This is a genomic window from Pseudomonas sp. EpS/L25, from assembly GCF_001512295.1.
Taxonomy (GTDB): Bacteria; Pseudomonadota; Gammaproteobacteria; order Pseudomonadales; family Pseudomonadaceae; genus Chryseomonas.
The window spans coordinates 1,553,546-1,579,787 of the sequence record NZ_LNUP01000002.1; the positions used below are offsets into that span (position 1 = coordinate 1,553,546).

Genomic DNA, 26,242 nt, shown 5'->3' on the forward strand with positions numbered 1-26,242 from the left:
CCTTCCAGCGATCCCACATCAACGCTTTCTGGCTTTCGGTGTAGTAGATCCGAGGTCTTTGTTTCATCTGCAACACCCTCCTGCTTACGCAGGATTTAGTGTGTTGCGTTCACCGGTTGAATCCACACTACAAAGCGGACAGTCGGGCATGGGGCGGGCATACGGGCAGTGGTTTCGCGAACAAGGCCTGGACGTGAGCCGGGCGATCTTCTGCAACAACCTGTTGGCGCAAATCGGTTTGGCCGTCAGCGGTCTCGCCACTTCCTACCTGCCGCGTCGTTCACTGCAACGAATGATCGATGGCGGCCAACTGGTAGCCCTGGACGTGACTCCGGCCTTGCCGCCCTTGCAATACCAGGTGATCTACCGCCCAGCGGAGACGGACCCCTTCCTCGGCGGGATCATGGAGATCGCGTTGGCAACCTGTGACTTCGGCAAGTTCATCATGCATTAGGGTCGCTAGCGCATCCCCGGGTCGTGCAACAGCTACCGCAGTGGGCACGCTTTCGCTGGCCAACCTCGCCGAGGCTGGGCAAAGTCTCGCGACGCCATCTTGGATGGCGCTCGCCGGGAGGGGCGGATCGGCGATCGATACCACTCGATCGCGCCGAGGGGCTCTTGGCCGGCGGCATCGATACTGCCGCCGGCGCTGAAACGGCCCGAGCCTGTGGTGGCCTCCGCGCCAACCTTTTGGGAAGGGCTCAGGTCCGGCCGCGCCCCATGACCCTGGGTTCAAGGCCACACGGCATGACCGGCAATCCGGACTGACCGACCTGGGCTGAAGGTCTTGAGCCTACCGACTCAACTCATAGACGCACAGGTTCACCGAGGCCGCCAGGTTCAGGGATTCGATGGCGCCTGAGCCGGCGATGGTGAAGGGCTGGGCGTTCAGGGCCGTGAGCTGCTCCCGGGGGACGCCGCGGGCTTCGTTGCCGAACAGATAGCAGTCGAAGGTCTGGAACCCGGCCGACTGGATCGGCGCGCCCTGCATGTCCAGGCAGGCGATGCGCGGGAAACGCGCGGGCAGGCCGGCGAGTTCGACGTCGAGCTCCAGCGGGGTGTGGAAGATGGCGCCCATGCTGGCGCGGACGACCTTGGGATTGTAAGGGTCGACGCTGCCCGGACTGAGCAGGCAGCGGAAGCGGCCGAACCAGGCCAGGGTGCGCAGGATGGTGCCCAGGTTGCCGGGGTCCTGGATCTCGTGCAGGTAGAGGGCGCGCTCGCCGTCGGCCGAGGCGGCTAGGGCCTGCTCGGGCGCAGGCATGGGCACCACGGCGATGATGCCCTGCGGCGTCTTGGTATCGGCGATTTGCGCCATCTGCCGGTCGCTGACCAGGTGCGTCCGGAACGGACTCTGCCAGTGCTCGTAGGCGCTCGTGACATAGAGTTCGGCGCGCTGCAACTGGGGATTACCCAGCGCGGCCTTTTGCAGCTCCAGCGCCAGGTGCTCGCCCTCCACCAGGAAGTGTCCGAATTCGGCGCGGTACTTCTTCTGATGGAGTTTCTTGATGTCGTCGAGCTTCATCAGCCAGCGGCCCGGTCGAGCGGGGCGTGCAGCGCGTCGGCATCGGCGAGCATCGACCTGGCCAGGGCCTCGGCCACCTTGATGCCATCCACGCCGGCGGAGAGGATGCCGCCGGCATAACCGGCGCCTTCACCGGCCGGATAGAGGCCGCGCAGGTTCAGGCTCTGCAGGCTGGCGTTGTCACGGGTGATGCGCACCGGCGAAGAGGTGCGAGTCTCGATGCCGGTCAGGATGGCGTCATGGCGATCGAAGCCGCGGATCTGCTTGCCGAAGGCGGGCAGCGCCTCGCGGATGGCCTCGATGGCGTAGGCGGGTAGCGATGGCGCCAGGTCGCCCAGGCGCACGCCGGGCTTGTAGGAGGGCTCGACGTCACCGAAGGCGGTGGAGGGCACGCCGCGAATGAAATCGCCGACCAGCTGGCCGGGCGCGCAGTAGTCGCTACCCCCCAGTTCGAAGGCGCGCGATTCCAGGCGTTCCTGCAACTCGACACCGGCCAGCGGATCGCCGGGGAAGTCCTGCTCGGGATTGATGCCCACCACGATGCCGGAGTTGGCGTTGCGCTCGTTGCGCGAGTACTGGCTCATGCCGTTGGTGACGACCCGGCCCGGCTCGGAGGTGGCGGCCACCACGGTACCGCCCGGGCACATGCAGAAGCTGTACACGGCGCGGCCATTCTTGGCGTGATGGACCACCTTGTAGTCGGCGGCGCCGAGCTCCGGGTGGCCCGCGTATTTGCCCAGGCGGGCCTCGTCGATCATGCCCTGGGGGTGTTCGATGCGGAAACCGATGGCGAAGGGCTTGGCCTCGATGAACACGCCCTGGCGCTGCAGCATGCGGAAGGTGTCACGGGAACTGTGGCCCAGCGCGAGCACCACATGGCGGCTGCGCAGGGTCTCGCCGCTGGCGAGCACCACGCCTTCGAGCTGGTCGCCATCGATCAGCAGATCGGTCACCTTGCTCTCGAAGCGGACCTCGCCACCCAGCACGATGATTTCCTCGCGCATGGCCGCCACCACGCCGGTGAGACGGAAGGTGCCGATGTGCGGCTTGCTGACGTAGAGGATCTCCTCCGGCGCACCGGCGCGGACGAATTCATGCATCACCTTGCGGGCGTAGAACTTCGGGTCCTTGATTTGGCTGTAGAGCTTGCCGTCGGAAAACAGCCCGGCACCGCCTTCCCCGAATTGCACGTTGGACTCGGGCGTCAGCACCTTCTTGCGCCAGAGGGCCCAGGTGTCCTTGGTGCGGCTGCGCACATCCTTGCCGCGCTCCAGCACGATGGGCTTGAAGCCCATCTGGGCCAGCAGCAGGGCGGCGAACAGGCCGCAGGGACCGAAACCCACCACCAGCGGGCGCTCGGTCAGCGTCGCCGGCGCCTGGCCGACCGGGTAGTAGCCGGTATCCGGCGCCGGGCGCACCTGCAGGTCGTTGGCGAAGCGCGCCAGCACCGCCGCCTCGTCGCGTACTTCCAGATCGATGATGTAGATGAACAGGATGACGCTGTTCTTCTTGCGCGCATCGTAGCTGCGCTTGAACACGGTGAAGTCGAGCAGATCGGCGTCGCGCAGCTTCAGGCGATCCAGGATGGCCTGGCGCAGCTCGGCGGGGGTGTGGTCGAGCGGCAGGGACAGTTCGTTGATGCGAATCATGACAAGGATCCTGGCCGGTGACTCCGGCAAAGGAAGGGACGAGGAGGGGTAGGGCGGCGATTGTACCCGCCGGCCCCGGCGCTGTCAGGCCGAGGCGATGGGCGCTCGGGCGGGCCGGCCAGCGGTCGTCCTGGCGATCGCTGATTCGTCCCGCGACGTTATCGGCTTATAATCGCCGCCACTTCGCGGCCGGCCAGGCTTGGCGTGCGTCCGCTCCTCACCCGCTTTCCCGTGGTAGCTCCAACATGAAAAGATCCAAAAGCAGCCGGCGCTGGCTGGATGAACACGTCAACGATCCCTTCGTCAAACGCGCTCAGAAAGACGGCCTGCGCTCGCGCTCCAGCTACAAGCTGATCGAGCTCAACGAGAAGGACAAGCTGATCCGCCCCGGCATGCTGGTCATGGACCTGGGCTCGGCTCCCGGCGGCTGGTCGCAGGTGGCCGGTGGCATCGTCGGCGAGCAGGGGCGGGTGGTGGCGACCGACATCCTGCCCATGGGCGCCCTGGACAACGTCGACTTCGTCCAAGGCGACTTCACCGACGATGCCGTCTTCCAGAAGATCCTCGGCGTGCTCGATGGCCGCAAGCCCGATCTGATCGTCTCCGACATCGCCCCCAACATCAGTGGCGTCGCGGCCGCCGACCAGGCCGCCGCCATGTACCTGGTGGAACTGACCCTCGACATGGTGCGCCAGGTGCTCAAGCCCGGCGGCAACTACGTGGTCAAGGTCTTCCAGGGCGAAGGCTCCGACGTCTTCCTGAAAGACGTGCGTACCTCCTTCGAGAAGGTCTCGATCCGCAAGCCCGAAGCCTCGCGCCCGCGTTCGCGCGAGGTCTATCTGGTGGGCAAGGGTTTCAAGGGCTGAGCAGCCCAGGCCCAGGCGTTCGGGCGCGCATCGATCCGATCGACAGCGCTGTCACCGTGCCTTCGCCCGGCGGCTTTTCAGAAAAAGCCCCAGGTTCGTCCGCTTCGGTCCCGCTGCTCCGCTGAGCTGACCCGTGTTGGGGAGGCAGAGAAGCCTAAGGGATTCTGCCCGGAGGCGAAGTCAAACCTCGGTGCGCGCCGGTTATGACGGCTACCGTGCATTGAGACGGACGGTGGGGAACGATGCCTACCAGGTGCTATCAGACTGCCATCGAGGGTAGCTCTTGCAGGGATAGCCACTATGGATCGTGTCGTCGCCCAGATCTCCCAGTCTCTGAGCTGGGATTATCTCATCGCACTGGAAAGCAGCCTCAACGCGCGTGGTGTCATGAACACAAAGATCCAGGCTGAGTTGGATCACCATGCGCTCAACCTGGCACGTCGCTACCTGATGAAAAAGGGCCGGCTGGGTGCGGGGCCCTTCTCGGCCGCGGAGGAAGAGATTCTCGATGCCCTCGCCGAAGCCGTAACGACGTTGCGGCGCTCGGGTCGCTTACCACACGACATCATCAAGAGCCTAGGCGCTGGCGGGCTCATCGCCGCGGTGCAGCGCAGCGTCTCCCATTGCGGTCTGCTACGGTGCCGCACCGATTTTGAGTCCGATGCGGTGCTGCGGGGTATCTTCGAAGCTATCGTGAATCGCCATCCGACAGCGTTCAGTGCCGAAACCGTAAGATTGGCGAGTTTGCACGCGGTTTAGCCGGCGCCTGCCATTCCAAGCGGTTGGATGACCTGTCGCCTGTAGCGGGAACAGGTTGGGCTCAGGCGCCCAGTCGCGAGCAGATAGACGCCGAGCAGGCTATCCGTCCCCGCATCGTCGACCGACGCGGACAAGCCAGGGCCTGGCAAGTCGTGGGGATGACAAGGCTGCGACGCCCGAAGTTCTTACCTGGAAAGCGTCAGGTCCGACGCCAACACGGGCATCGAGGCTCCTGACCGATAGGCCATCCTGAGGGCGTTGCCATCATCTCGTTCCCGTTCTTCAGAAAGATTACGGAAGCCGCTGTCGCCAGGGGCGGGGTGAACGGGCTACCGAGAGTCGATGCGCTTTAATAAGCGACGGAGCGACACGTTCCGGATCCGTTTTACCCTTGATCGGCGGCCTTCCCGGCTGTCCTGGCCTGCCAACGGATCTTGGACCGAGACCCCTGCAGCGCCCTCGCGAGGGGACGTTCGTGGGCGAACGCGCTACGGCAGTATCGCATCCCGTGAATCCCCGTTGGCCGCCCAGATAGCGCGTGGCGCTTGCCAGGGCTTGCTCATGTGCAGGTCCCGGACCCGGGAGGGTGTCCCGGGAAGATATCCGGTCGCCCGTCCCGCCGTGTTTTAGATCGCTGGTAATAGTGGCCATTGAACGGAGGCCGTCGTAGTGCTTCTGACATTAGGCGAATGTCATTTACAGGAGAGCACAGATGTCTGACGAAGCTAAAACCCGGATAGATGCAGGAGCGCGGCGGGAAGATCTACCGCCTACACTGGAAGAAACGCAGGCCAGGAATGCAGCGCTACGTTTGGAAAAAATGGCAAAACAGCGCCAGCGGGAACGTTCGGATCTTTCGATAACAGCGGACAGGAACGACAAGTTGGTTCCCTGATCTTACGATTGCCCTGGATCAGCCGCTTCTTTACCGGTGGTGTGCCCCTTCACGTAGGGCTTATATGGGTACTGAGGAGTTGCTCTGCTTTGCTGTTCATCTTTTTCACTGCGCAGATGGCTTCGATTTTCCAGTGGGCTCGCTCTTTTACCCGGCGCGCCCTATAGGCGAAGGTAACTGATCCGCTCAGCACCGGCGCCTGGCGCTTTCCGACCGCTTCGGTCCCCTTGAGTCTGGTCGAGACGGCGATCACCGAGGATGGAGCAGGTCGGCAATCCAGCTCCGTCTGGCGCTTGACCACTTGCCGAGGCGCTTCGTTGTGAAGGCGCGGTATTCCGCCGCTTGTCGTAATGACCTGCGCCGGGCGAACCGACTACCAATGCCAACGATCCGGGCGCTGGACGCTGCATCCAGAATTGCCGCTTACGTCACTGAGCGCAGGGAAATACGCATAGCGCAACCTCTCCTTTTCTGCGTTTATAAAGCAGCTCAAAAATACCGCGAGTGTATATCCATAGGTCGAATGCGAAGTTTGGAAAAGCTTATTTGCTCAAGAAGAGAGGGGATCAATAGCCAGGTTGGTTGGTAGGGATGTGGATATCGACATATCGTTCGCCTGGAGCCCTTGATGCTTTTTACCTGAGCATGATTGGGTTCGTGGGGGCTTACCCGCAAGAGTGTGCTTTTGCTCGCAAATGGCCGGTGTCAATGGCGTCGCTTTGGATGCCATGGTTTAGTCGTCGTGGTTGCCTGAGGGTTACGCGGTCCTGAGTGGATTGTGGAGGCCATGTCGTAGTGCGACCTTTTCGAATTTCGTGGTTTTGTGCCTACCTGCTGTGCTGGTGGCACACGCATAGGTGTTTGGAGGTGCCATGCTAAAAGATTCAGCGTTTATAAAAGGTCTGTTGTATTTCTTGCTGATCGGCGTGGTCTTGTTGGTGTTGCTGTCCAGTCTGGTTTTCGATTCTTGGTAAGCGATCATCTTGGGTGGCCTGCTTATATGCCTCCCAGGAAGAGAATGGATTTTCCACCGTTGGTGGTGATTGAAGGCTCTTGAATTTGTGAGTGAATGCCGTGTTTGGAAAGCGCTCAGGTCATATCCCGTTTTGACTGCCCCGCTGTCTAGGGGGCCGGTGCCTTGAAGACGGTGAGTCGCGCACGCGAGGGCATGGGTTGGTCGTCTGGTAGTGGTGCCTTTGATCTTACGGGTCACTCGATTTTGAAATAAGCGGGATGCTTGGTTTGAAGAGGTATTCGACCCGACGGTGCTCTTGGCGCAACAGCGGGGTGTTGATAGGGCCTGGAATATATTGCAGGTCGCGAAGGCCTGGTTTGGTTGTTGCCATAATCTGATGGCTATTATTTGATACGTGGATGCTAGGCGAAAGCGCTACGGGTCCATGATGCCATTTCGTGATAGCCACAGTTGACATGGGCTGGGCAGAGGTGGTGATGGACGTTAATCTGATGGTGGTTGCTACGAAGGCGCGAGCCTTTGGATTCATAAAACATATTGGTTCGACGTCCAAGGTATTTGCCGTTTCTCATTTTACTGGCGTGAGCTCCGCATTAGCGGCGCTCAAGGGGCAAGGGGCACCCGATGTCATCGTTCTGGTGTTGACAAGGGGCGTTCTGAAGACTGCCGAGATCCCGGACCTCTTGAGTGTTGCCGCTGCAAACATTCCTCCCATCCCTGTTGTGCTGGTAGGGGCGGAGTCACTTCGAGCGAAAGCAAAGGTCGCCATTCAACAAGGCGCGCACATCTACCTAAGCGACGAGGATTCCGATCCCCACGTCTTGGTACAAGCCCTACAGGACGTCTGGACAGGTTCTGAAGGATACCGCGTACGCGATAGCGCTCTGTCGAGAGCAAGGATCACCCTGGATTCCATCAGTGACGGAGTCATAGGTACTGACGGTGCAGGAAAGGTTGAATATATCAATCCCGCCGCCGAGAAGCTGACGGGATGGCCGAAAGAGCTGGCACAAGGGAAACCTGTCAGCGATGTCATGAAAGTCAAGCTCGATGGGGCATTTGGCGATATACCTCATCCGGTAGAACTGGCGCTGAGCAAGCGTGCACCTACAGGATTGAGTGCAGGCGCTGTCCTCCTGAGGCGTAACGGTGGAGCAATAGACATCGAGGACTCCACCGCGCCGATGATCGATGAAAAAGGGGCGGTAACGGGGGCGGTCATCGTATTCCATGATGTCTCGATGGAGCGCGCCATGAAAGCCAAGATGACTTATCTGGCGGAGCATGATCAATTGACCCATCTGCCCAATCGCCTGTTGTTCCGCGACAGGGCAGCGCAATCATTGCGATCTGCCGTTAGGAACCATTCAAACGTCGCGATAATCTTTCTGGACTTGGATAACTTCAAGGGGATAAACGATTCCTTTGGGCACTCGTTAGGCGATAAGCTTCTGGTTTCGGTTGCTGCTCGATTGTCGGGGTGTGTGCGGGAAGAGGATACGGTAAGCAGGCAGGGCGGCGATGAGTTTTTAGTGTTGCTCGCAGGACTCAAGAGTCGCGAAGCTGCCGAAAAAGTCGCGAAAAAAATTATATCCAGTTGCAGTGAGCCTCATTTCATAGATGACCAAGAAATTCATATTACGATCAGCATGGGTGTAGGGTTTTCTCCGCAAGAGCATGTCGATATAGATTCGCTTATTGCTCAGGCTGACACGGCCATGTACCGGACGAAGCAGAATGGCCGAAACGGTTATACCTTCTTTAGCAATGAGATAGGTGCTCAAGCCCAGGAGCGTCAGAGAATCGAGGAGGGCCTTCGTCAATGTATCGATCTTGACGAGGTCAGGCTCGTTTATCAGCCTAAAATTGATCTTTCGAGTGGTGCGGTAGTGGGGGTTGAGGCATTGATGCGATGGACCAACCACGTCCTGGGAGAGGTGGCGCCGAATAGCTTCATTCCCGTCGCTGAGGCGACGAGACTGGTGGTGGCGCTAGGTCGATGGGCCATAAAGGAAGCCTGTACTCAAATAGGGCAGTGGAGGTCGCTTGGTTTGGGGGAGATCAAAATCGCCGTCAATGTGTCGGCCTTGGAGTTGGAGGACGACGCCTATGCAGACTATGTCTTCACGGTGTTGAGCGACTGTAAGCTGGACCCGGGCCTCCTGCAATTGGAAGTGACTGAGACGGTGTTCATAAAGGATTTCAGCAAGTGCTTGATGAGGTTGGAAGTTCTGAAGAAAGCAGGTGTTTCACTGGCGCTCGATGACTTTGGTACCGGTTATTCGAGCTTTTCATACTTGACCAGTATGCCCTTTGATTTTTTAAAGATAGACAGATCGTTTGTTCATGATATCGAATTGGATGGCGGGAAGGTGGCGGTGGTGGGTGCCATGCTCTCGATGGCAAAAAGTCTCGGCCTCACGGTGATAGCTGAAGGTATAGAGACCTCGGCTGAGGCAGAGTTTTTTATTAATGGCGGATGCGATCAGGCGCAAGGCTTTTTCTTTAGTAAACCCTTGGAAGCCATGGATATGCCCTGTTTCCTTAGCCAGCAGCGCCTGACTACCGGCTAGTTTCCCTGATAGGGCGCCTTGCAGGATGCCTAGGGTCGTGGCATTGGCTCGGAAAAGTAAGCTGGATGTTCGGTGCGCCTTTGGCCTACGGATAGGTTGACGATCCCTCCACGCTTCAAGGGCCGCACGCGTCTTAGCGGCGTATCGGCAGATACGACAGCAAACGATCGGTTTCCTTTTTCACCACGGCATAGCATTCACAACTCAGCTGTTCGAGGTGCTTACGGTTGAGCACCGTGATGTGGCCGCGGCTGTATTCGATCGCGCCCTTGCGCTGCAGTTTGCCCGCCGCCTCGGTAACCCCTTCGCGACGCACGCCGAGCATGTTGGCGATCAATTCCTGGGTCATGTTCAGCTGATTCCCAGGCAGACGATCCAGCGACAACAACAGCCAACGACACAGCTGCTGGTCGATCGAATGGTGGCGGTTGCAAACGGCGGTCTGCGACATCTGGGTGATCAGTGCCTGGGTATATCGCAGCATCAGCACCAGCATGTCGCCATGTCGATCGAATTCTTCCGTCAGGCGCTGACCTTGCAGCCGATACGCATAGCCACCGCTTTGCACTACGGCACGGCTAGGTGTGCTCTCGCCGCCCATGAACAGCGAGATACCTACCAGCCCTTCGTTACCCACCACGGCGATTTCCGCAGAGGCGCCGTTTTCCATCACATTGAGCAGCGAAACGATCGCGTCGGTGGGGAAGTACACGTGGCGTACGGGCTCGCCAGATTCATAGAGCACCTGGCCCAGCGACAGCTGGACGAGCTCCAGATGCGAAGAGAGCCGTTGTTGGACGTCGCCAGGTAGCGCAGCCAACAGGCTATTGCGCTGCAGCTTGGAGTCTTCGGGCATGGCTTCTCTTCGGCGGTGCGGTCGGATCGACCCGTCACTATACGCCTGGCGTCACCCGCGCATGCTCCCTTGGCGTCAGGTGCTGCTGGATTGGCTCGCCGTATCGACGATGTTGATCAGGTCCTGACCGCGGGCGCGCGCAGACTCGTAGCGGGCCAGCTCGTTGGGCGAAGCCTCGACGAAGGTGACGGTTGCGGAATCCGGCGGGCGGACGTCGCGCCTGGTGACCCGGATGATGTTGCCCGAACCCTGTGAAACGACGAAATAGGCGAGCATGACGACTTCCTCTTGGCTGTCTGAGCGATCTTGCGGTGTGGCGCGCTCCGGGGAGTTCGCGAAGCTGGTCGCCGTGCTTGTGTCCGAAGACCAGCCGTTCGTTCGGATGGCCCCCACCTCAGTCGTGAATATCGTTGATACCTTTGCACGATGCGGCTGTTCACCGGCCCTTCGTCGTCAAGTCCTGTCCCTCCGCCTCGCGCGCCCCTGCGAAGTGCTCGGAGCGCGCTGTCATTGCGCAGCTCTAGTTGTCCGGCCAGCGCACCTCGACCTGATGCTCCAGGCCATCGTCGATCAAACCGAAGCTGTCACCTTGCACCATCGTGCCGTCCAGTTGGATGGTCGGCTGGGGCAGGTCGCCGCGGGAGAGCGCGATGCGGTAGAGGGTGGTGCCGAACCGGTAGTCCAGGCTGAAGGTCGTCCACTCCGCCGGCAGTACCGGGCGGATGCGCAACTGGGTGCCGCTGCGTTGCACGCCGAGCAGCGACTCGACGATCAGCTGATACATCCAGCCGGCCGAGCCGGTGTACCAGCTCCAACCGCCCCGTCCTTCGTGGGGCGGCATGCCATAGACATCGGCAGCCACGACATAGGGCTCGACCTTGTAGGTGGCGGTGGCATCGTTCCCGTGGCCGACTGGATTGATCATCCGCAGTAGCTCCCATGCCCGGGCACTGTCTCCCAACTCGGCAAACGCCATGCCCGCCCACACCGCCGCATGGGTGTACTGCCCACCGTTCTCGCGAACACCGGGTACATAGCCCTTGATGTAGCCAGGATCGAGTACACCCTGGTCGAAGGGCGGATCAAGCAACTGCACCAGGCCGATATCACGACGCATGAGGTGCTGCTCCAGAGACGCCATGGCCACACGTTGGCGTGGCTCCGGCGCCGCGCCCGACAGCACCGACCAGCTCTGGGCGATGGAGTCGATGCGGCATTCATCATTGCTGGTAGAGCCCAGGGGCGTACCATCGTCGAAGTAGGCGCGGCGATACCAGTCTCCGTCCCACGCGTGCGCATCGAGGCTGAGGCGCAAGGTCTCGGCCTCTTCCTCGCAGCGCTTGGCAAAGGCGGCATCGTCATGGAGCAGGGCGGTGGTGGCGAAGCGGCGGAGCACGTCGTAGCCAAAGAAACCGAGCCAGACGCTTTCACCCTTGCCCCCTTCGCCGACGCGATTCATGCCATCGTTCCAGTCGCCGTCACCCATCAGCGGCAAGCCGTGAGCGCCACGCGCCAGGCTGTGCTCGATGGCCCTCACGCAATGCTGGTACAGCGTCTCTCGTAAGGAGGAGTGGGTCGGCAGGTCGTAATAGGACTGTTCACCACTGTTGAGCGCGCGTCCTTCCAGGTAACCCACGCTTTCCGAGAGGACACTGGCATCACCGGTGACCTTGACGTAGCGGCTGGTCGCCCATGCCAGCCAGAGATAGTCGTCGGAGCAGCGGGTACGCACACCCCGATCCAGGGGCGGGTGCCACCAATGCTGCACGTCGCCTTCGATGAATTGATGGGCAGCGCACAGCAGCAGGTGCTGGCGAACCGCGGCCGGGTCGGCATGCAGCATGGCCATGCTGTCCTGCAACTGATCGCGGAAACCGAACGCCCCGCCGGATTGGTAATAGCCACTGCGGGCCCAGAAGCGACAGGCGATCACCTGATACATCAGCCAGCCGTTGACCAATACGTCCACGGCCGGCTCCGGCGTAGTGATCTGCAGCTTGCCCAGCGTGTCGTGCCAGTGCGTGCGTACGCCTTGCAATTCCGCTTCTGCGGTGACGTTACCCCGCATGCGCAGCACCAGACGCGACGCGGAGGTGGCATCCTGCGCGGCGCCGAGCCGGAAGGTGACGCTACGCTTCTCGTCAGGCGCCAGTTGCATATCCACCCGCAGGGCAGCGCAAGGATCGAGCCCTGGGCCGCTGCGCCCGGACAGGTGGGGCTGTGCCATCGCTGCCGGCGCCGCGAGATGTCCGTTGCGGCCGATGAAGTCACAGCGGCCGGCGGTACTGCTGGCGATCGGCATATCGACATCGAAGAAGGCCACGCGGCCTGGGAACTCGATGGAGTAGCTGTTGCGTGCCAGGAGCGCGCCGCTGTTCGGGTCGGCCTCGCTGACCACGTGCATGCAGGATTTCTCGCGAAGATCCCCGAGGACCCAGGCCACGTAGCCGGTGATCGACAGTCGCCGGGGTCGATCTGAAGTGTTATGGATTTTCAGGTGTGAGAACTTGACCGGATCCTGCAGCGATACGTAGACCCACAGTTCGCTGCGGATACCGTCTTCTTCGTGTTCGAACACGCTATAGCCAAAGCCGTGCCGGGTCACGTAGGTACCCTTGCCAGGGCGGGGCAAGGGCGTGGGCGACCAGTAGTGGCCGCTGTCCTCGTCACGGAGGTAGAGGGTCTCGTCGCCTGGATCGCTGACCGGATCGTTGCGCCACGGGGTCAGGCGGAACTCGTGGGCATTTTCGTACCAGGTGTAGGCGTTGCCGCTTTCCGAAATCACGCTGCCGAAGCTGGGGTTTGCCAGCACGTTCACCCAGGGCGCTGGTGTGCGCTGTCCGGCATGCGAGTGAATGACGTATTCCTTGCCATCGGCGCTGAAGCCGCCATGGGGGTTGCCGAGGATCAGGGAGGCATCGGCTAGCGGAGTCGCAGCGGTCGGAACGACGCTGGGCAATAGCTTGGCATCGAAAGCCGGTAGCCTCGGTTCCGCGCGGCGCCGGTGGACCTGTTCGGCGAGACTGCCGCGCTCATCGCTGAGCACCAGGTGAGCGACCGCCAGCATCAGCACGCGATCCTCATGGGAGAGCTGTTGCGCCGGACGCACGAAGATGCCACCTGGCCGATCGATCAAGTGCGCCTCGCTACCCGAGGTGACCAGCTCCATGATCGAGTCCTGCAGATCCTGCCGATAGCCCGCTTGGTCTTCGTTCCAGATCACCAGGTCGACACTGAGCCCTTTGTGTCGCCAGTAGGCGTGAGCCTGCACCAGCTTGCGCACCAGATCGATATGGATAGCCGTGGAAATCTGCAGCAGCACTATGGGTCGGTCGCCCGAGATCGCCTGGCCCCAGAGGCCGCTTTGATTGCGCTGATTGGCCGCGAGGATATTCGGTGCGGCCCGCAGTGAGGGATTGGTGTAGATGATGGACGCAGCCATCTGCTCGAACAGCCGCGCCTCGGCGTGGGAGGTGTTGAGCTGGCGCAGCAGCACCTGGCTGTGGGTCCAGCTCAGGTCGAAGACGCGATCAGCGAGGCGGCGGTCGCGGTACTTGTTGATCAGCTGGAGGCAACCCTCACGGTTGTCGCTCACGCCGGTCACCAGGTCGATGGTGGCGATCTGGCCTGGGTCGAAGGTGATCCGGCAGCGGATGGCCACGATGGGATCGAGCACTGCGCCGGCGGTACCGGAAAGTGCCTCGGCATCCATGGCGGCGGGGTGCGTCAGGTTGCGCCCGCGACCGATGAAGCGGGCTCGGTCGGTCTCGTAGGAGATCGCCACGATGTCCGCATCGTGGACGGCCAGGAGGTGACACAACCACGGCACCTTTTCGTCACTGGAGCGCGGCCGCCGGCTGCACAGAATGGCCTGCAGAGGGAGGAGCAGCTCGCTTTGCACGAACAGTTTGCTGAATGCCGGGTGCAAGGCGTCGCTCAAGGCAGGGGCCAGGACCACTTCCGCATAACTGGTGAGCTCCAGGGTTCGGCGCCGCCCACTGCGGTTGCTGATGTGCAGGCGCCGCAATTCGATGTCGTCCTCCGGCGAGACGACGATTTCGGTATGGACGTCGAAATCACGTTCGCGGACCCGAAACTCGGCCCTGGCATCGGTGAAGATCGCCTCGAAGCCCTCCGTCTTGCGTAAGGTGGGCTGGTGCGCCGAGGACCAGAAATAGCCGCTGTCCACCTCGCGGAGGTAACAGAAGGTGCCGGTGTTATCGCAGGTGATGTCTTCCTGCCAGCGAGTGACGGCAAGGTTATCGCGGCGGCTGTAACCGCCGCCGGCATTGCTGATCATTACATGGTAGCGGCCGTTGGAAAGTAACTGCACCGCCGGGTGCCGACGGCAAGGGTCGGTGTAGACCCGCAGCTTGTTCTCACTGGCACGTGAGACCTGGTCCTCCAGCGAGGCATTGGCGGTGTGCAGGTACTGCGTGGCACTTTTCGGCGCCCGTTCCTGCAGCAGCAGGGACGTGGCCTGGAACTGCGGATTGGCTTCGAAGCGGCGCTGCATGGGCCGTTCGAGCAACACCTGGGTCAGCGACAGCAGGCTCATGCCCTGGTGGTGCGCCATGAACGACTGGATGAGTCCGGCGTGCTGCCCTGGCGGGAGGCGGGCGCTGGTGAAGTCGATGGCTTCATACAGGCCATAGCGGCCAGTCATGCCCATGCCGGCCAGGCGTTGGAGATTCTTGCAGGCGGCTTCTGGCGCTACCATCAGCGCCAGTACCGACGCATAGGGTGCCATCACCAGGTCTTCGCCAAGCCCGCGCTTGAGACCCAGGCCGGGCACGCCGAAGGCCCGGTACTGATAGTTCAGTTGTGCGTCCAGGGTGCAGTAGCCGGACTCGGATACGCCCCACGGCAGGTCCAGCTGCTGGCCGTATTCGATCTGCCTCGCCACGGCCGCGCGGCAGGTCTGGTCGAGCAGGGTGCCGGCATAGGTGGGCATGACCAGCATCGGCATCAGATATTCGAACATCGAACCGGTCCAGGACAGCAACACGGGATTCCCGCCGTTGCTCGTCAACAGCCGGCCGAGGGTGAACCAGCTTTCCTGCGGCAGTTGTCCCTGCGCGATGGCCAGGAAAACGGTCAGGCGCACTTCCGATGCCAGGAGATCATAGTAGCCGCCATCCAGGCGTTGTTCCTCGACGTTGTAGCCAATGGTCAGCAGCTCGCGTTGCGGGTTGTAGAGAAAGGTGAAGTCCATGTCGGCCAGGTCGGCCGTGATATCCGCCAGACGCAGCGCGGTGGCGATGCGCTCGCTGGCCTGGGCGATCACCGCTCGTACCTGAGGCTGTTCGGCAAGGGGCCACTGGGTGACCTCCAGCTGCGCCAGCTCATGCCAGCTGGCCGACGCCAGGGGGGAGCCGGGCAGGGTCAGGCTGGCCAACTCGCCGTGGAGATCCTGGCATTGAGTGAGCAACGCCTGGCGCCAGTGGTCGGCTTCGGGGGCCATCCTCAGGATGGGCGCCAGAGCCTGGGCCCGAACGATCAGGCGCTGCAGGACGGTACTGATCTCGTGCAGACCTTCAAGCGTATGGGCTGACGCCAATTCGCTGTGTGCACCGTCGAGCAGGTGCTCATCCAGTCCACTCGCCACTATTGCTTCCTGCAGCACGGCAAGGCAGTCCACCAGGCCGCCGCACCAGTGAGCGTTGAGCACTGGCGCGTGCGGCAATTCATAAAGCCCGGATCTCAGGGTCAGTAACAGGCCCGCCAGATTGCCGCTGTCCACTGTCGACACGTAGCGCGGTGGCAGCGGTTGCAGGGTCTGGGTGTCGTACCAGTTGTAGAAGTGGCGGCGATGACGCTCCAGCCGCGACATGCTGGCCAGGGTCTTGTCCAGTCGTGTGAGCAGGCGGCCCCCGCTCAGGTAGGCGAAGTCATGGGCCGCCAGGTGGGACAGCAGTGCCATGCCCATGTTGGTCGGCGAGGTTCGGTGCGCGGTCACCGCCGTTGGCTGCTCCTGAATGTTGTCCGGTGGCAGCCAGTTATCGCCGGGGCCCACCTGGTCATCGAAGAAGGCCCAGGTCTTGCGCGTCAGGCAGCGCAGAAATTGCTGCTCCACGGGTGAAGGTGTGAATACCGATTGGCCGCTTGGCTGGCTCAACCGATAGGCGACGGCGGGTGCCAGCAGCCAGGCCAGCAGGAAGGGCGCGGCGCTTGCCAAGGCCCAGAGGTCACCCAGCAGCAGGACGGCCACGCCGCTGGCCAGCAGTGGCGCCACCCACATCAACCGATACAGACCGGACAGGTCGTTGTGGCTGCTGCGCTCCACTTCGCGGGACGAATTCCATTGCAGCAGATGGCGGTGGCTGATGGCCAGGCGCCACAGTGTGCGACCGATGGCGTCCAGGCTGCTGAAGGCTTCGAAGGGTAGCCACACCAGGCTCAGCAGCGCCCGCGTGAACTGCTGGGTCGCACTGCGAAGGACCACCTTCAGGTGCTGACCGAGCTGGATGTCCGGGGCCTTGTGCAGCAGCTCCAGCGAGGCGCTGATCAGGGGGTGGGTGATCACTAGCAGCAATACGCCCAGGCTCCACGCCAGTGGGTGAGCGCTGGCCAACCACCCCCATAGCAGTACCCCGAGAAAGGCGGCCGGCTCCAGGCTACGACGCAGGTTGTCGATGATCTTCCAATAGGCCAGGTGCGTCAGCCGATTCGGCTCCAGACCGCCATCGGATTTCGGTGTCCAGGGCATCAGCCACGGCAGCAACTGCCAGTCGCCGCGGATCCAGCGATGACGGCGCTTGGCGTCGGCGCTGTAGCGCGCCGGATGCTCTTCATAGAGCTGTACGTCACTGATCAGGCCGGAGTGGGCGTAACAGCCTTCGATCAAGTCGTGGCTGAGAATACGGTTCTCGGGAAAGCGGTCCTTTAGGGCATGCTCGAAGGCATCCACGGCATAGATCCCTTTGCCGATGAATGAGCCGTTGCCGAACAAGTCCTGGTAGACGTCGGAGACGGAACGCGTATAGGGGTCCACGCCAGCGTCGCTGCCGAACAGCTGAGCGTACGTGGAACGGGTGATGCTCGGCAGGCTGATGCCGACACGAGGTTGCAGGATCGCGTAGCCGCTGGTGATGCGTTTCTGGCGCCCATCGAAGCGCGGTTGGTTGAGCGGGTGGCAGATCGCACCCAAGAGCTGACGCGCCACGTCGCGCGGCAATTGGGTGTCGGTATCCAGCGTGATGACGTAGCTGATCCTGGGCAGCGCCGAGATATTGCCGACCACCAGGGAGAAACGTCCAGCGCCATGCCCTCGTAGCAGCGCATTGAGGTCCGCTAGCTTGCCGCGCTTGCGCTCGTGGCCTATCCAGCGCTGTTCGGTAGGATTCCAGCGTCGCGGGCGATGCAGCAGGAAGAACCGCGCCGCGCCGGTTTCCGGGTACTTCAGGTTCAGGGCTTCGATAGCCTGGCTCGCGTAGTGCAGCACCGCCGCGTCACTCTCGATGACTTCGCTCTGGGCATCCATGAAATCGGTGAGCAGGGCGAAATGCAGGTTGGCGTCACGGTTGGCGAGAAAGCGTACCTCCATGCCATCGATCAGTTCTTCCACATCCTGAACGCTACCGATCAGCGTTGGCACCACGACCAGTGTGCGTGCATCGGAGGGAATACCGGCGCTGAAATCCAGGCGAGGCAGAATGTCCGGCCGCAGCGTCAGGGTCACCAGGCGGTTGACCAGCGCGATGGCCAGCTGGCTGGTCATTACCATTATCGGCCCGCCAAGCAGCACCATCGTCCAGAGTCCCCAGCCGTCCGCTCTCGACCAGGTGAAGAAGGGCCAGGCCAACAGCAGGCTGAGCGCCACGACGGGCACGATGAAGAACGCCAGGGGCGCGCCGCGCAGTATCCGCCGGCAGCGCTCCACCAGGGAGCGCCGGGCGCCCAGCTGTATTTCCAGGGTGGCCAGTCCCGCTCCCACCAGGTAGAAACCGACGTGCCTCTTCAGCGGGTCCTGTTCGGCCGCGGCGTCGCAGAGACCGATGGCCGCCTGGGCGATGTCGATCTCGGAATGCGAGCAGCTGCGCGCCAGGCGCTCGATGGCGTGGCGGTAGTGATCGCGAGTGGCGAAATCCATGCGGCGGTAGATGTCAGCCGGGTCCTTGGCCAGCGCCTGTTCGACGCCGCTCAGGCGCTCGACGAACTCGCGCCAGTCCGCCGCCGATAGCAGCCGCAAGCTGTTGATGCTGTTACTGATCGACACCTGCTCCGTGGCCTGCAGTTGGCCATCGAGATGAATAAGGCGTTCGACACTTTGGCCGGACTCCGCCAGGACCTGTTCGACCCAGGTCATCGGCAGAACCAGTGACGTACTCTGGCCCTGCAAACGTCGCGAGAGCTCCGCAACGAAGGCGCTGGTCATCGGCGGCGCAGAGCGTGCGAGGTCGGCCACCAGCAGCACTACGCTCTTGGCGTCGTGCTCGGCGGTGGAAATGAAACGGTCGGCCCAGTCGTTGGCGAGATTACGATCGGTCCAGCTAGCCATCACCTGTGACGCGACACGCCGAAGATTTTCGATCAACGCCAGGCGCAACATGATGGGAATGGCCCACAGCTCGCCCAGGGTCAGGGGCGTCACCGCCTGATAAGCGGTGACGAAACGGCTCAGATTATCGCTATCGACGCGGCCGTCGCCGTGAGCGATGGTTTCCAGCGCGATGTCATACACCCGTGGAAAGGTGCGCGAGGGCCCGTCTTCCAGGCCGGGCAGCTCACGGCAGTAGCCTTTGGGCAGGTGTTTCTGGGCGGTGCGTATCTGCTCTTCGACCAGATAGAAATTGTCGAGTAGCCAGGCGGCCGCGGGCGTGGCGCGTTGCTTGGACAGCGCGGCCACGGCCATCGCCTGGCCACTGCTGGCCAGTACCGCGGCATTCTCGGCAAGGCGGTGAAGCAGAGCGTCCGAGGTGGTATGGGAACTCAGTTGATGTTGTCGGGCGAGATGAGCGCCGTGGGCGGCCATCTGCTCCAGACTGAACAGTTCCGCGCGCAAGGCCGGCTCGTACTGGAAGGTGCGCGGCGCGGGATGCCACAACCGGCGGATTGCTCGAAGCCATTGCCTATCCATGTTTTCCTTAGCATTCAACGCGAAACGTAGACAACGACGCGGAGATGCCTTTCACGCTATTGCCGCGGGCACGACACCTTGAGGGGGAGCCCATTCAGTGTGGAAGTCTGGATGGGCGGCGTCTGTCTGCTGGCACACATAGCGTCGGGCCACGATGACGGAAGTCGCTGCCGGTTTGGGAGCTACCACCAATCCCGTCAGTTGCAGGCGTCATGCTCGTCACCGTTGCCCGCGGCCAGGTAAAGCCGCTTCACGCCGCGCGTCGAGGAGCAGCGCCTCGGGCGCGCGGGGGCTGCCTCACGACGGCGACGTTATCCGGCACGCGCTGCGGTCGCTGACGCTGAGCAATGGACCTTCCTGGATTGGCTTACCCTATCCGAGGGGATGGATGAGTCGGCCTGCACCCGAAGAAGGGCCGCCGTTGGCGGCGGGCCTCTCCTCGGACGCTTTCGTTCCACGTATGGGATTGGCCGGCAGCCGCATGCCCAGGTCCAGCACCGGCACGGCGGCGCCACGCAGATTGATGACGCCACGCAACGCCGGTGGCAGCAGGGGCACGCTGGTCACCGCGGCGTACTCGATGACTTCGCGCACGCCGCAGGTCGGCATGCCGTAGCGTTCGCCGGCGAGCTGAACGATGAGGAACTGGCGGGCCAGTATCAGGCGTGCTCCTCGAAGCGAGCGAAGCCGGCGGGTACGCCACCCAGGGACGCGCGGCGGGTGCCGTCGATCAGCGCCGAGGCGCGCTCGGCCAGCCCGGAGCCCGACCGACCGGCCGCGGGCGTTGCCGTCCGCGGTGCTGCCGAGGCGCTGCTGAGTGTGAAGAACTCCATCAGTTGCTGGAGCTGCTCGGCCTGGCTGCTCATCTCTTCGGCGGTACCGGCCAGCTCCTCGGAGGCCGAGGCGTTCTGCTGGGTCACCTGGCTGAGCTGCAGCATGGCGCTATTGATCTGCTCCACGCCGGAGCTCTGCTCTTCCGACGCGGAGGTGATTTCCTGCACCAGATCGGACGTCTTGCTGATGGAGGGCACCATCGCATCCAGCAGCGAGCCGGCCCGCTCGGCTAGGGCCACACTGCCCTGGGCCACATTGCTGATTTCCTGGGCGGCGACCTGGCTGCGCTCGGCCAGCTTGCGGACCTCGGAAGCCACCACGGCGAAGCCCTTGCCGTGTTCGCCCGCGCGGGCGGCCTCGATGGCGGCATTGAGGGCCAGCAGGTTGGTCTGGTAGGCGATGTCGTCGATGATGCCGATCTTGGCGGCGATGGTCTTCATGGCGACCAGGGTGTCGCGTACCGCCTGGCCACCCTCGTTCGCCTCGCGGTTGGCCTTGCCGGCCATGCCGTCGGTGACCTTGGCGTTCTCGGTGTTCTGGGCGATGGAGGCCGACATCTGCTCGACGCTGGCGCTGGTTTCCTCCACGGAAGCCGCCTGCTCGGTACTCGCCTGGCTGATGCTCTGGGCTGTGGCGGAGATCTCTTCGGAAGCGCTGGCCAGGCCATCGGAGGCGCTGCGCACATCACTGATGATCTGCGCCAGACGCTGGCTCATGCCATCCATGGCGCGCAGCAGCGCGGCGGTCTCGTCGCGGCCTTCGGCCTGGATACGCTGGGTCAGGTCACCGGCGGCGAGACGATCGGCGACAGCGACGGCAGCGCGCAGCGGCCGGGTGATGCTGCGACTCATCAGGAAGCCCAGCAATACGCCGAACGCCACGCCGATGGCGATGATCCCCATCAGCATCACCCGGCTGCGCGCATAGAGCTGGTCGGTGAGATCGTTGGCGTCGCTGGCGTTCTGTTCCTTGCGCTTGGACAGCTCGGTCATCAGCGTACCCACCTGGTCACCATAACGGCGAACGCTGACCAGCTGGCTGTCCAGCTCGGGATCGGCCTCGCGCACGGCTCTGTCATGGGCGATCGCCATGGCCTTGTCCAGTTGCGAGGTATAGCCGGTGAGCAGCTCGTCGATCTGGCGGAAACTGGTCGCCGAGGCTTCGCTGGTGAACAGCGGGCGGGCCTTGGCCAGGTTTTCCCGGACGTTGGCGAGGCCCAGCTTGACTTCCGCCTGGGCGTGGCTGCGATCTTCCTCGGAGGTCGCCAGCAGGTAGTTGCTGCGGGCGCGGCCGATGAAGACGAGGTTGAGGTTGGCTTCCTTGATGTAGGACAGCCCGAGCAACTCGCGCTCATAGAGCTGGGTCGCCAGGTCGTTGATCTGGCCGCTGTTATTGAGTCCGACGACACCAACCACCAAGCTGATGGCGGCGACGGCGATAAAGGACACGATAAGGCGAGTGCCAATCCGGAAATTCTTGAACATTGGGTGCTCCTATTGAGAAAGGCTAGTGTTCAGGACCAGCCGAGGTAATGGCATCAATAGCCAGTCTTTCGGATTGAGAGGTTTTAAATTTATAGTGGCCACGGGCCATGGGGATGAATGGCAAACGCTTATCGAAGTTGTCCTGAATTGCTCCAACAAAGATTGTCGCGATAGCGATCAAGGTTCAACGAAACGCTCGAGGCTTCAGCGGACTGGCGTTGGAATGATCCCTGAAAGGCCCGGTGGGTGTGGCTTCTGTGCTGATCGCCGTGGCGGATAGGGCAAGGTTGTTTGCCCGTTTAATCGTAGAGCAAAGACTTTAGGTCAGCGCTTTTACAGCATGATTAGTTGAGCGTGAGTTTGGCGGAAAGTATCGTCATGTCGATGTTGTAAAGGATTTGAAGCGATAAATCGCGGAGGCGCTTATTCTGTGGTTGGTGTGACGAATAAGATTGGGAGTTGCTGTGCTAGAGCGGTCCATTGCAGAGTCGTTCGGTACGAAGAACATCGGGTCGACTGATATGCCTGGATGTGAATTCGTTTCCATCTGCCCAAGAAACTGTGCAAAGTCTCGCGAGCTAGAGACAGGTCTCACGAAAACACCCGAGGAAGCGGACCGGGCTCGTGCGCGAATTCGCGAGTGGTAAATGAGCGTTGCAATGGGGCCGCCGGCGACCCAGGCCATTTTGGTCGACGCGCAGCAGATCATGAACAGCTTCTTATTCGCGGCCATGGCGGTCCGCTGATGCGACCGCTCCTACAAAAGCATCACTCCCTGTAGGAGCAACTGTCTTATCGCCTGAGCCACCGAAGACGAACATCCGCTCGAAGCGCCCCCTCTCCCTTTGGGAGAGGGCTGGGGTGAGGGGACCCCTCGTGGCGAACTCCCCGTGGAAAAGGCTGCGCCGTTTTCCACACTACGGTCTGTAACTGTCTTATCGCGGCCATGGCGGTCCGCCGATGCGGCCGCTCCTACAAAAAGCTCATGCCCTGTAGGAGCAATTGCCTTCTCACTAGGGGGCCGTCCTGGCAGAAGACATTATCGTTGCCCCTTGCCGTACCGGCTGGATAGGTCACTGCCCGTCGCCATCCTTCCCGGCACCCGAAGCTCTCGCCAGTCCCCTCGCGCAACGCCGATTGAATAAATATTTCCTTTTGGATCAGCAGGTTGGTCGGCCCTATATCCCTCGGCATATGGACGCTCCCGCTCGCCGTCCCTAGCTTTTGCTCCAACGGCTCAGCCTTGGACTATCGGGAGCGCACTCATGGGACGCCTTGCAGGGAAAGTCGCTTTGATCACCGGGGGCGCTGGGGGCTGTGGCCTCTCCGCGTCCGAGCTGTTCGCCCGCGAGGGGGCCAAGGTCGCCATCCTTGACCTTTCCAGCAGCGACGGCGCCGCCGTGGCCGAAGGTATCCGTGCCGCGGGCGGTAGCGCCTGCTTCATCGCCGCCGACGTTTCCAAGGCCGACCAGGTCCAGGCCGCCGTCATCCAGGTGGAGCAGCGCTTCGGTCCGATCACCGTGCTGATGAACCACGCCGGCACCATCCAGGTGGGCCCCTTCCTGGACACCACGGAGGACGACTGGGACCGACTGATGGCGATCAACGTCAAGAGCATGTTCCTGGTGTCGCGCGCGGTGTTGCCAGGCATGATCGCCGCCGGCGGTGGCAGCGTGATCTGCACGTCTTCGATCTCCGGGGTGGTCGGCACGCCGATGGAGGTGCTCTATTGCACCACCAAGGGGGCCTGCCACATGTTCGCCCGGGCCCTGGCGGTGGAGTTTCGCGACCGCAACATCCGCAGCAACGCCATCTGTCCCGGCTTCATCGGTACCGCCCATGGTCGCCGTGAACTCGACCTGTTGCGCGAGCATGGCACTGAGGTGTCCGACGCGACCCTGGCGGGGATGCAAGGTCGCCTGTGCGATCCGGCGGAAGTGGCGTCGGCCGCGCTGTTCCTGGCCAGCGATGATTCCAGCTTCGTCAACGGCACCCATTTGTTCGTCGATAACGCCTACACCGCGGCCTGAGCATCCGTTCGGACGCCGACCGCAGCGAGCCCGCGCCCCCGCTTATAACAAGGCACGGCTCCCCAGCACCTGACACTGCCAAACCAAAAACCTAGAACACTCTTGGCGAGAGGGAGCCATACATGGAAATCGAGAATCGCAGCGTCGAATTCATTCCCGAGCACGAACGTTATGGCTCGCCCAAACGGCTGTTCACCCTCTGGTGCAGCGCCAACATGCAGGTCACCACCCTGGTCATCGGGGCCCTGGGCGTGGTGGCCGGGCTGAACCTGGGCTGGACCTTCATCGGGCTGATCCTGGGCAATCTGATCGGCTCCGTGTTCATGGCGGCGCATTCCGCCCAGGGGCCACACCTGGGCATTCCACAGATGATCCAGAGCCGGGCGCAGTTCGGGGTGATCGGCGCCGGCGTGCCGCTGGCCATCGTGGTGCTGGCCTACATCCTCTTCACCGCGGCCAATGGCGTGGTGATGCGCGATTCGATCAAGGCGGTGGCGCCGGTCTCGGATAACGACGCCATCATCCTGTTCGGCGTGCTCACCCTGGTCGTCGGCTTCGTGGGCTACGAGCTGATCCATCGCATCGGCGCCTGGATGAGTGCGCTTTCCAGCCTCGTCTTCGCCCTGGCGGCCTATGCCGTACTGCAGCACGGCTTGCCGGCCGGAGCCTGGGACGTCTCGGCGAGCACCTTCAAGTTCGCCGTCTTCTGCCTGGTGGTGACCCAGGCCGCCTCCTGGACGCTGGGCTTCGGCCCCTACGTCGCCGACTACTCACGCTATCTGCCCAGCAGCATCTCCACGCGCTCGACCTTCTGGTACAGCTACCTGGGCATCATGGTCGGCTCGACGCTGCTGATGCTGCTCGGCGCCCTCATGGCCGCTTCCGCCATGGACGTCACCACCGATCCCGGCAGTGCCATCGCCAGGCTCTTCCCGGGTTACGAGACGCTGGTGTACGGCGTGATCATCGTCGGGGTGCTGGAATGGAACGTGATGAATCTGTACAGCTCCTACATGTCCACCACCACCATCTTCACCGGCTTCAACGGTAAGGTCCGGATCGGCCTGCTGACCAAGTTCGTCATCATGGCCATCGTCGCCGTCATCGTGACCTGGATCGCCATCGCCGCCCAATACAACTTCAGCGCCTACTTCAGCGACATCCTGATCGGCCAGGTCTATGTGCTGGTGCCCTGGAGCGCCATCAACCTCGCCGACTACTACTGGATTCGCAAGGGACGCTACAGCGTGGCGGCCATGTACGACGTCAATGGCATCTACGGCAAGGTGAACTGGAACACCCTGTCGATCTACGCCTTCGCGGTAGTGGTGCAGATCCCCTTCATGGAGCTGTCGTTCTACAAGGGGCCGATCGCCGCCCTGGTCGGCACGGACATCTCCTGGCTACCCGCCCTGGTCGTGCCCGGGGTGCTGTACTACCTCGCCAATCGTCACAAGCAACTGCACCTGACACCCTTCGAAAGCGTCCGGCCCGCTGCGGCCCCGGTAGCTTCCCTGGAGCGCGCCTAACAGCATCCGGGCCGACGGGGAGGGGACTTGCCGCTGCCGGCGGCAGGGGAAGGATGACCGACCAGCACCCTCACGAAGGACCAGGCTGGCACGGTTTTGGTATGTTGCAGGGTTAGCCAAGCCTGCTCGCGGGATTCGACGCCAAGAACCTGTTCACGATCTGCTGGGCGTCGGCCAACCGCGTTGAAAATGGCCTGGGTCGCCAGCCCGGCCTGGGCGGCCCCGTCGCAATGCTCATTTACCACTTGTAAACTCCGCTTCCTCAGCCATTTTCGTCTTGTTTGGCTCCAGCTCGCGAGATCGTGAACAGGTTCTAAGGCGAATCCCCGGTGAGCGGCCCGAGCGCGCCCCTCCACCTGGCGATCTCGCACCGGAGTGCCGTGATGAATACACAAGACGTCGATGCCGTGGCCCGGTTGATCGCCGCCATCGGCAGTGCCACCCTGGGGCCGTACCTCTGTGGACTGCTGGATGGCGTGGTCGGCTACGATATGAGTTGCCTCTACCTGTTCCGCTTCGACCAGCCGGCCGAGCTGCTGCACGATGGCTATCGGGGGCAGGTCGCCGTCCGTACCCTGGACGCCTACAGCCGCGGTGGCTACCTGCTCGATCCCTTCTACGTCGCCAGCATGAACCGCCATCCCGGCGGCCTGTGGCACATGAGCGAACTGGCCCCGGACAGTTTCTTCTCGTCCGGCTTCGCCATCTCGCCCGACCTGCACCCCTGCGTGTCGTCCACCCATGGCACCCAGATCGACGAGATCGGCTACATCGTCCATCTACAGACGCGCACCGCCCTGGTGTTCAGCCTGATGAAAGCGCAGGAGCACGGGGCCTTCGACGAAGCGGAGGTCGCCTATCTGCAGCGGCTGACGCCCCTGGTCAGCGCCACCCTGGAACAGCACGGTCGCCACTTGCCGCGCCACCTGGAGACCGCGGGCGCGGACAGCCAGCTGGAAAGCGCCTTCGTCGGCGCCCTGGGGCAACTGACCGAGGCCCAGCGCCATATCGCCAAGTTGCTGCTGCAAGGCCACAGCAACGCTTCCATCGCGTGCCAGCTCGGTATCTCCGAAGGCACGGTGAAGGTGCACAAGCACAACCTCTACCAGCGGCTGGAGATTTCCAGCCATGCCGAGCTGTTCCGGCTGTTCATTGGCTACATCGCCCAGGCCGGGCGCTAGGCCCGC

15 protein-coding genes are annotated in these 26,242 nt (G+C 62.4%); 8 read left to right on the forward strand and 7 right to left on the reverse strand.

Annotation, left to right across the window (positions count from 1 at the left end; genetic code table 11):
* Window positions 1-454 (forward strand): LysR substrate-binding domain-containing protein (locus AR540_RS08200; protein WP_236712014.1); only part of this gene is annotated, 454 nt, incomplete at its 5' end.
* Between the two features lie 339 nt (window positions 455-793).
* Here the strand turns inward: AR540_RS08200 and AR540_RS08205 are convergent.
* Complete coding sequence (locus AR540_RS08205; RefSeq protein WP_059227722.1) at window positions 794-1,525, reverse strand: TrmH family RNA methyltransferase; 732 nt, start codon at window positions 1,523-1,525, stop codon at window positions 794-796.
* Window positions 1,525-3,174, reverse strand: a complete 1,650-nt coding sequence (locus AR540_RS08210) for an NAD(P)/FAD-dependent oxidoreductase (protein WP_059227724.1) — start codon at window positions 3,172-3,174, stop codon at window positions 1,525-1,527. Before AR540_RS08210 ends, AR540_RS08205 begins: the two co-directional genes overlap by 1 nt.
* Before the next feature lie 245 nt (window positions 3,175-3,419).
* On the opposite strand from AR540_RS08210, the gene rlmE reads away from it, so the two are divergent.
* The 4 genes from rlmE (at window position 3,420) to AR540_RS08225 (ending at window position 9,243) form a co-directional block, all read left to right on the forward strand.
* The gene (gene rlmE, locus AR540_RS08215; protein ID WP_059227726.1) at window positions 3,420-4,040 is read left to right on the forward strand and encodes a 23S rRNA (uridine(2552)-2'-O)-methyltransferase RlmE; all 621 of its coding nucleotides are present in this window, start codon (window positions 3,420-3,422) and stop codon (window positions 4,038-4,040) included.
* 300 nt (window positions 4,041-4,340) lie between these two features.
* Entirely contained in the window at window positions 4,341-4,799 is a 459-nt protein-coding gene (locus AR540_RS08220; protein ID WP_059227728.1) for a hypothetical protein, read from the forward strand.
* A 712-nt stretch (window positions 4,800-5,511) separates the two neighbouring features.
* Entirely contained in the window at window positions 5,512-5,694 is a 183-nt protein-coding gene (locus AR540_RS25270) for a hypothetical protein (RefSeq protein ID WP_153014185.1), read from the forward strand.
* Window positions 5,695-7,146: 1,452 nt separating this feature from the next.
* Window positions 7,147-9,243 carry a putative bifunctional diguanylate cyclase/phosphodiesterase gene (locus AR540_RS08225; protein WP_160328332.1) on the forward strand — a complete coding sequence of 699 codons (2,097 nt, stop codon included), beginning with the start codon at window positions 7,147-7,149 and terminating at the stop codon, window positions 9,241-9,243.
* A gap of 133 nt (window positions 9,244-9,376) precedes the next feature.
* On the opposite strand, the gene AR540_RS08230 is transcribed toward AR540_RS08225, so the two are convergent.
* The 5 genes from AR540_RS08230 to AR540_RS08250 form a co-directional block, all read right to left on the reverse strand.
* Window positions 9,377-10,099 (reverse strand): Crp/Fnr family transcriptional regulator, encoded by a 723-nt coding sequence (locus AR540_RS08230; protein ID WP_059227732.1) that lies wholly within the window; start codon window positions 10,097-10,099, stop codon window positions 9,377-9,379.
* A 75-nt stretch (window positions 10,100-10,174) separates the two neighbouring features.
* Window positions 10,175-10,375, reverse strand: a complete 201-nt coding sequence (locus AR540_RS08235) for a hypothetical protein (RefSeq protein WP_059227734.1) — start codon at window positions 10,373-10,375, stop codon at window positions 10,175-10,177.
* A gap of 244 nt (window positions 10,376-10,619) precedes the next feature.
* Complete coding sequence (locus tag AR540_RS08240; protein ID WP_059227737.1) at window positions 10,620-19,178, reverse strand: GH36-type glycosyl hydrolase domain-containing protein; 8,559 nt, start codon at window positions 19,176-19,178, stop codon at window positions 10,620-10,622.
* 372 nt (window positions 19,179-19,550) lie between these two features.
* Window positions 19,551-19,841, reverse strand: a complete 291-nt coding sequence (locus AR540_RS24680; RefSeq protein ID WP_330219586.1) for a chemotaxis protein CheW — start codon at window positions 19,839-19,841, stop codon at window positions 19,551-19,553.
* Entirely contained in the window at window positions 19,838-21,496 is a 1,659-nt protein-coding gene (locus tag AR540_RS08250) for a methyl-accepting chemotaxis protein (RefSeq protein ID WP_059227739.1), read from the reverse strand. Before AR540_RS08250 ends, AR540_RS24680 begins: the two co-directional genes overlap by 4 nt.
* A gap of 1,265 nt (window positions 21,497-22,761) precedes the next feature.
* Between AR540_RS08250 and AR540_RS08260 the strand changes: the two genes are divergently transcribed.
* The 3 genes from AR540_RS08260 to AR540_RS08270 all read left to right on the forward strand — a co-directional run bounded on the left by AR540_RS08260 (window position 22,762) and on the right by AR540_RS08270 (window position 26,236).
* Entirely contained in the window at window positions 22,762-23,526 is a 765-nt protein-coding gene (locus AR540_RS08260) for an SDR family NAD(P)-dependent oxidoreductase (RefSeq protein WP_059227743.1), read from the forward strand.
* Between the two features lie 122 nt (window positions 23,527-23,648).
* On the forward strand, window positions 23,649-25,055 hold the full coding sequence (locus AR540_RS08265; RefSeq protein ID WP_059227744.1) for a purine-cytosine permease family protein: 1,407 nt from the start codon (window positions 23,649-23,651) through the stop codon (window positions 25,053-25,055).
* A gap of 383 nt (window positions 25,056-25,438) precedes the next feature.
* The gene (locus AR540_RS08270) at window positions 25,439-26,236 is read left to right on the forward strand and encodes a helix-turn-helix transcriptional regulator (RefSeq protein ID WP_059227746.1); all 798 of its coding nucleotides are present in this window, start codon (window positions 25,439-25,441) and stop codon (window positions 26,234-26,236) included.
* Window positions 26,237-26,242 lie beyond the last annotated feature (6 nt).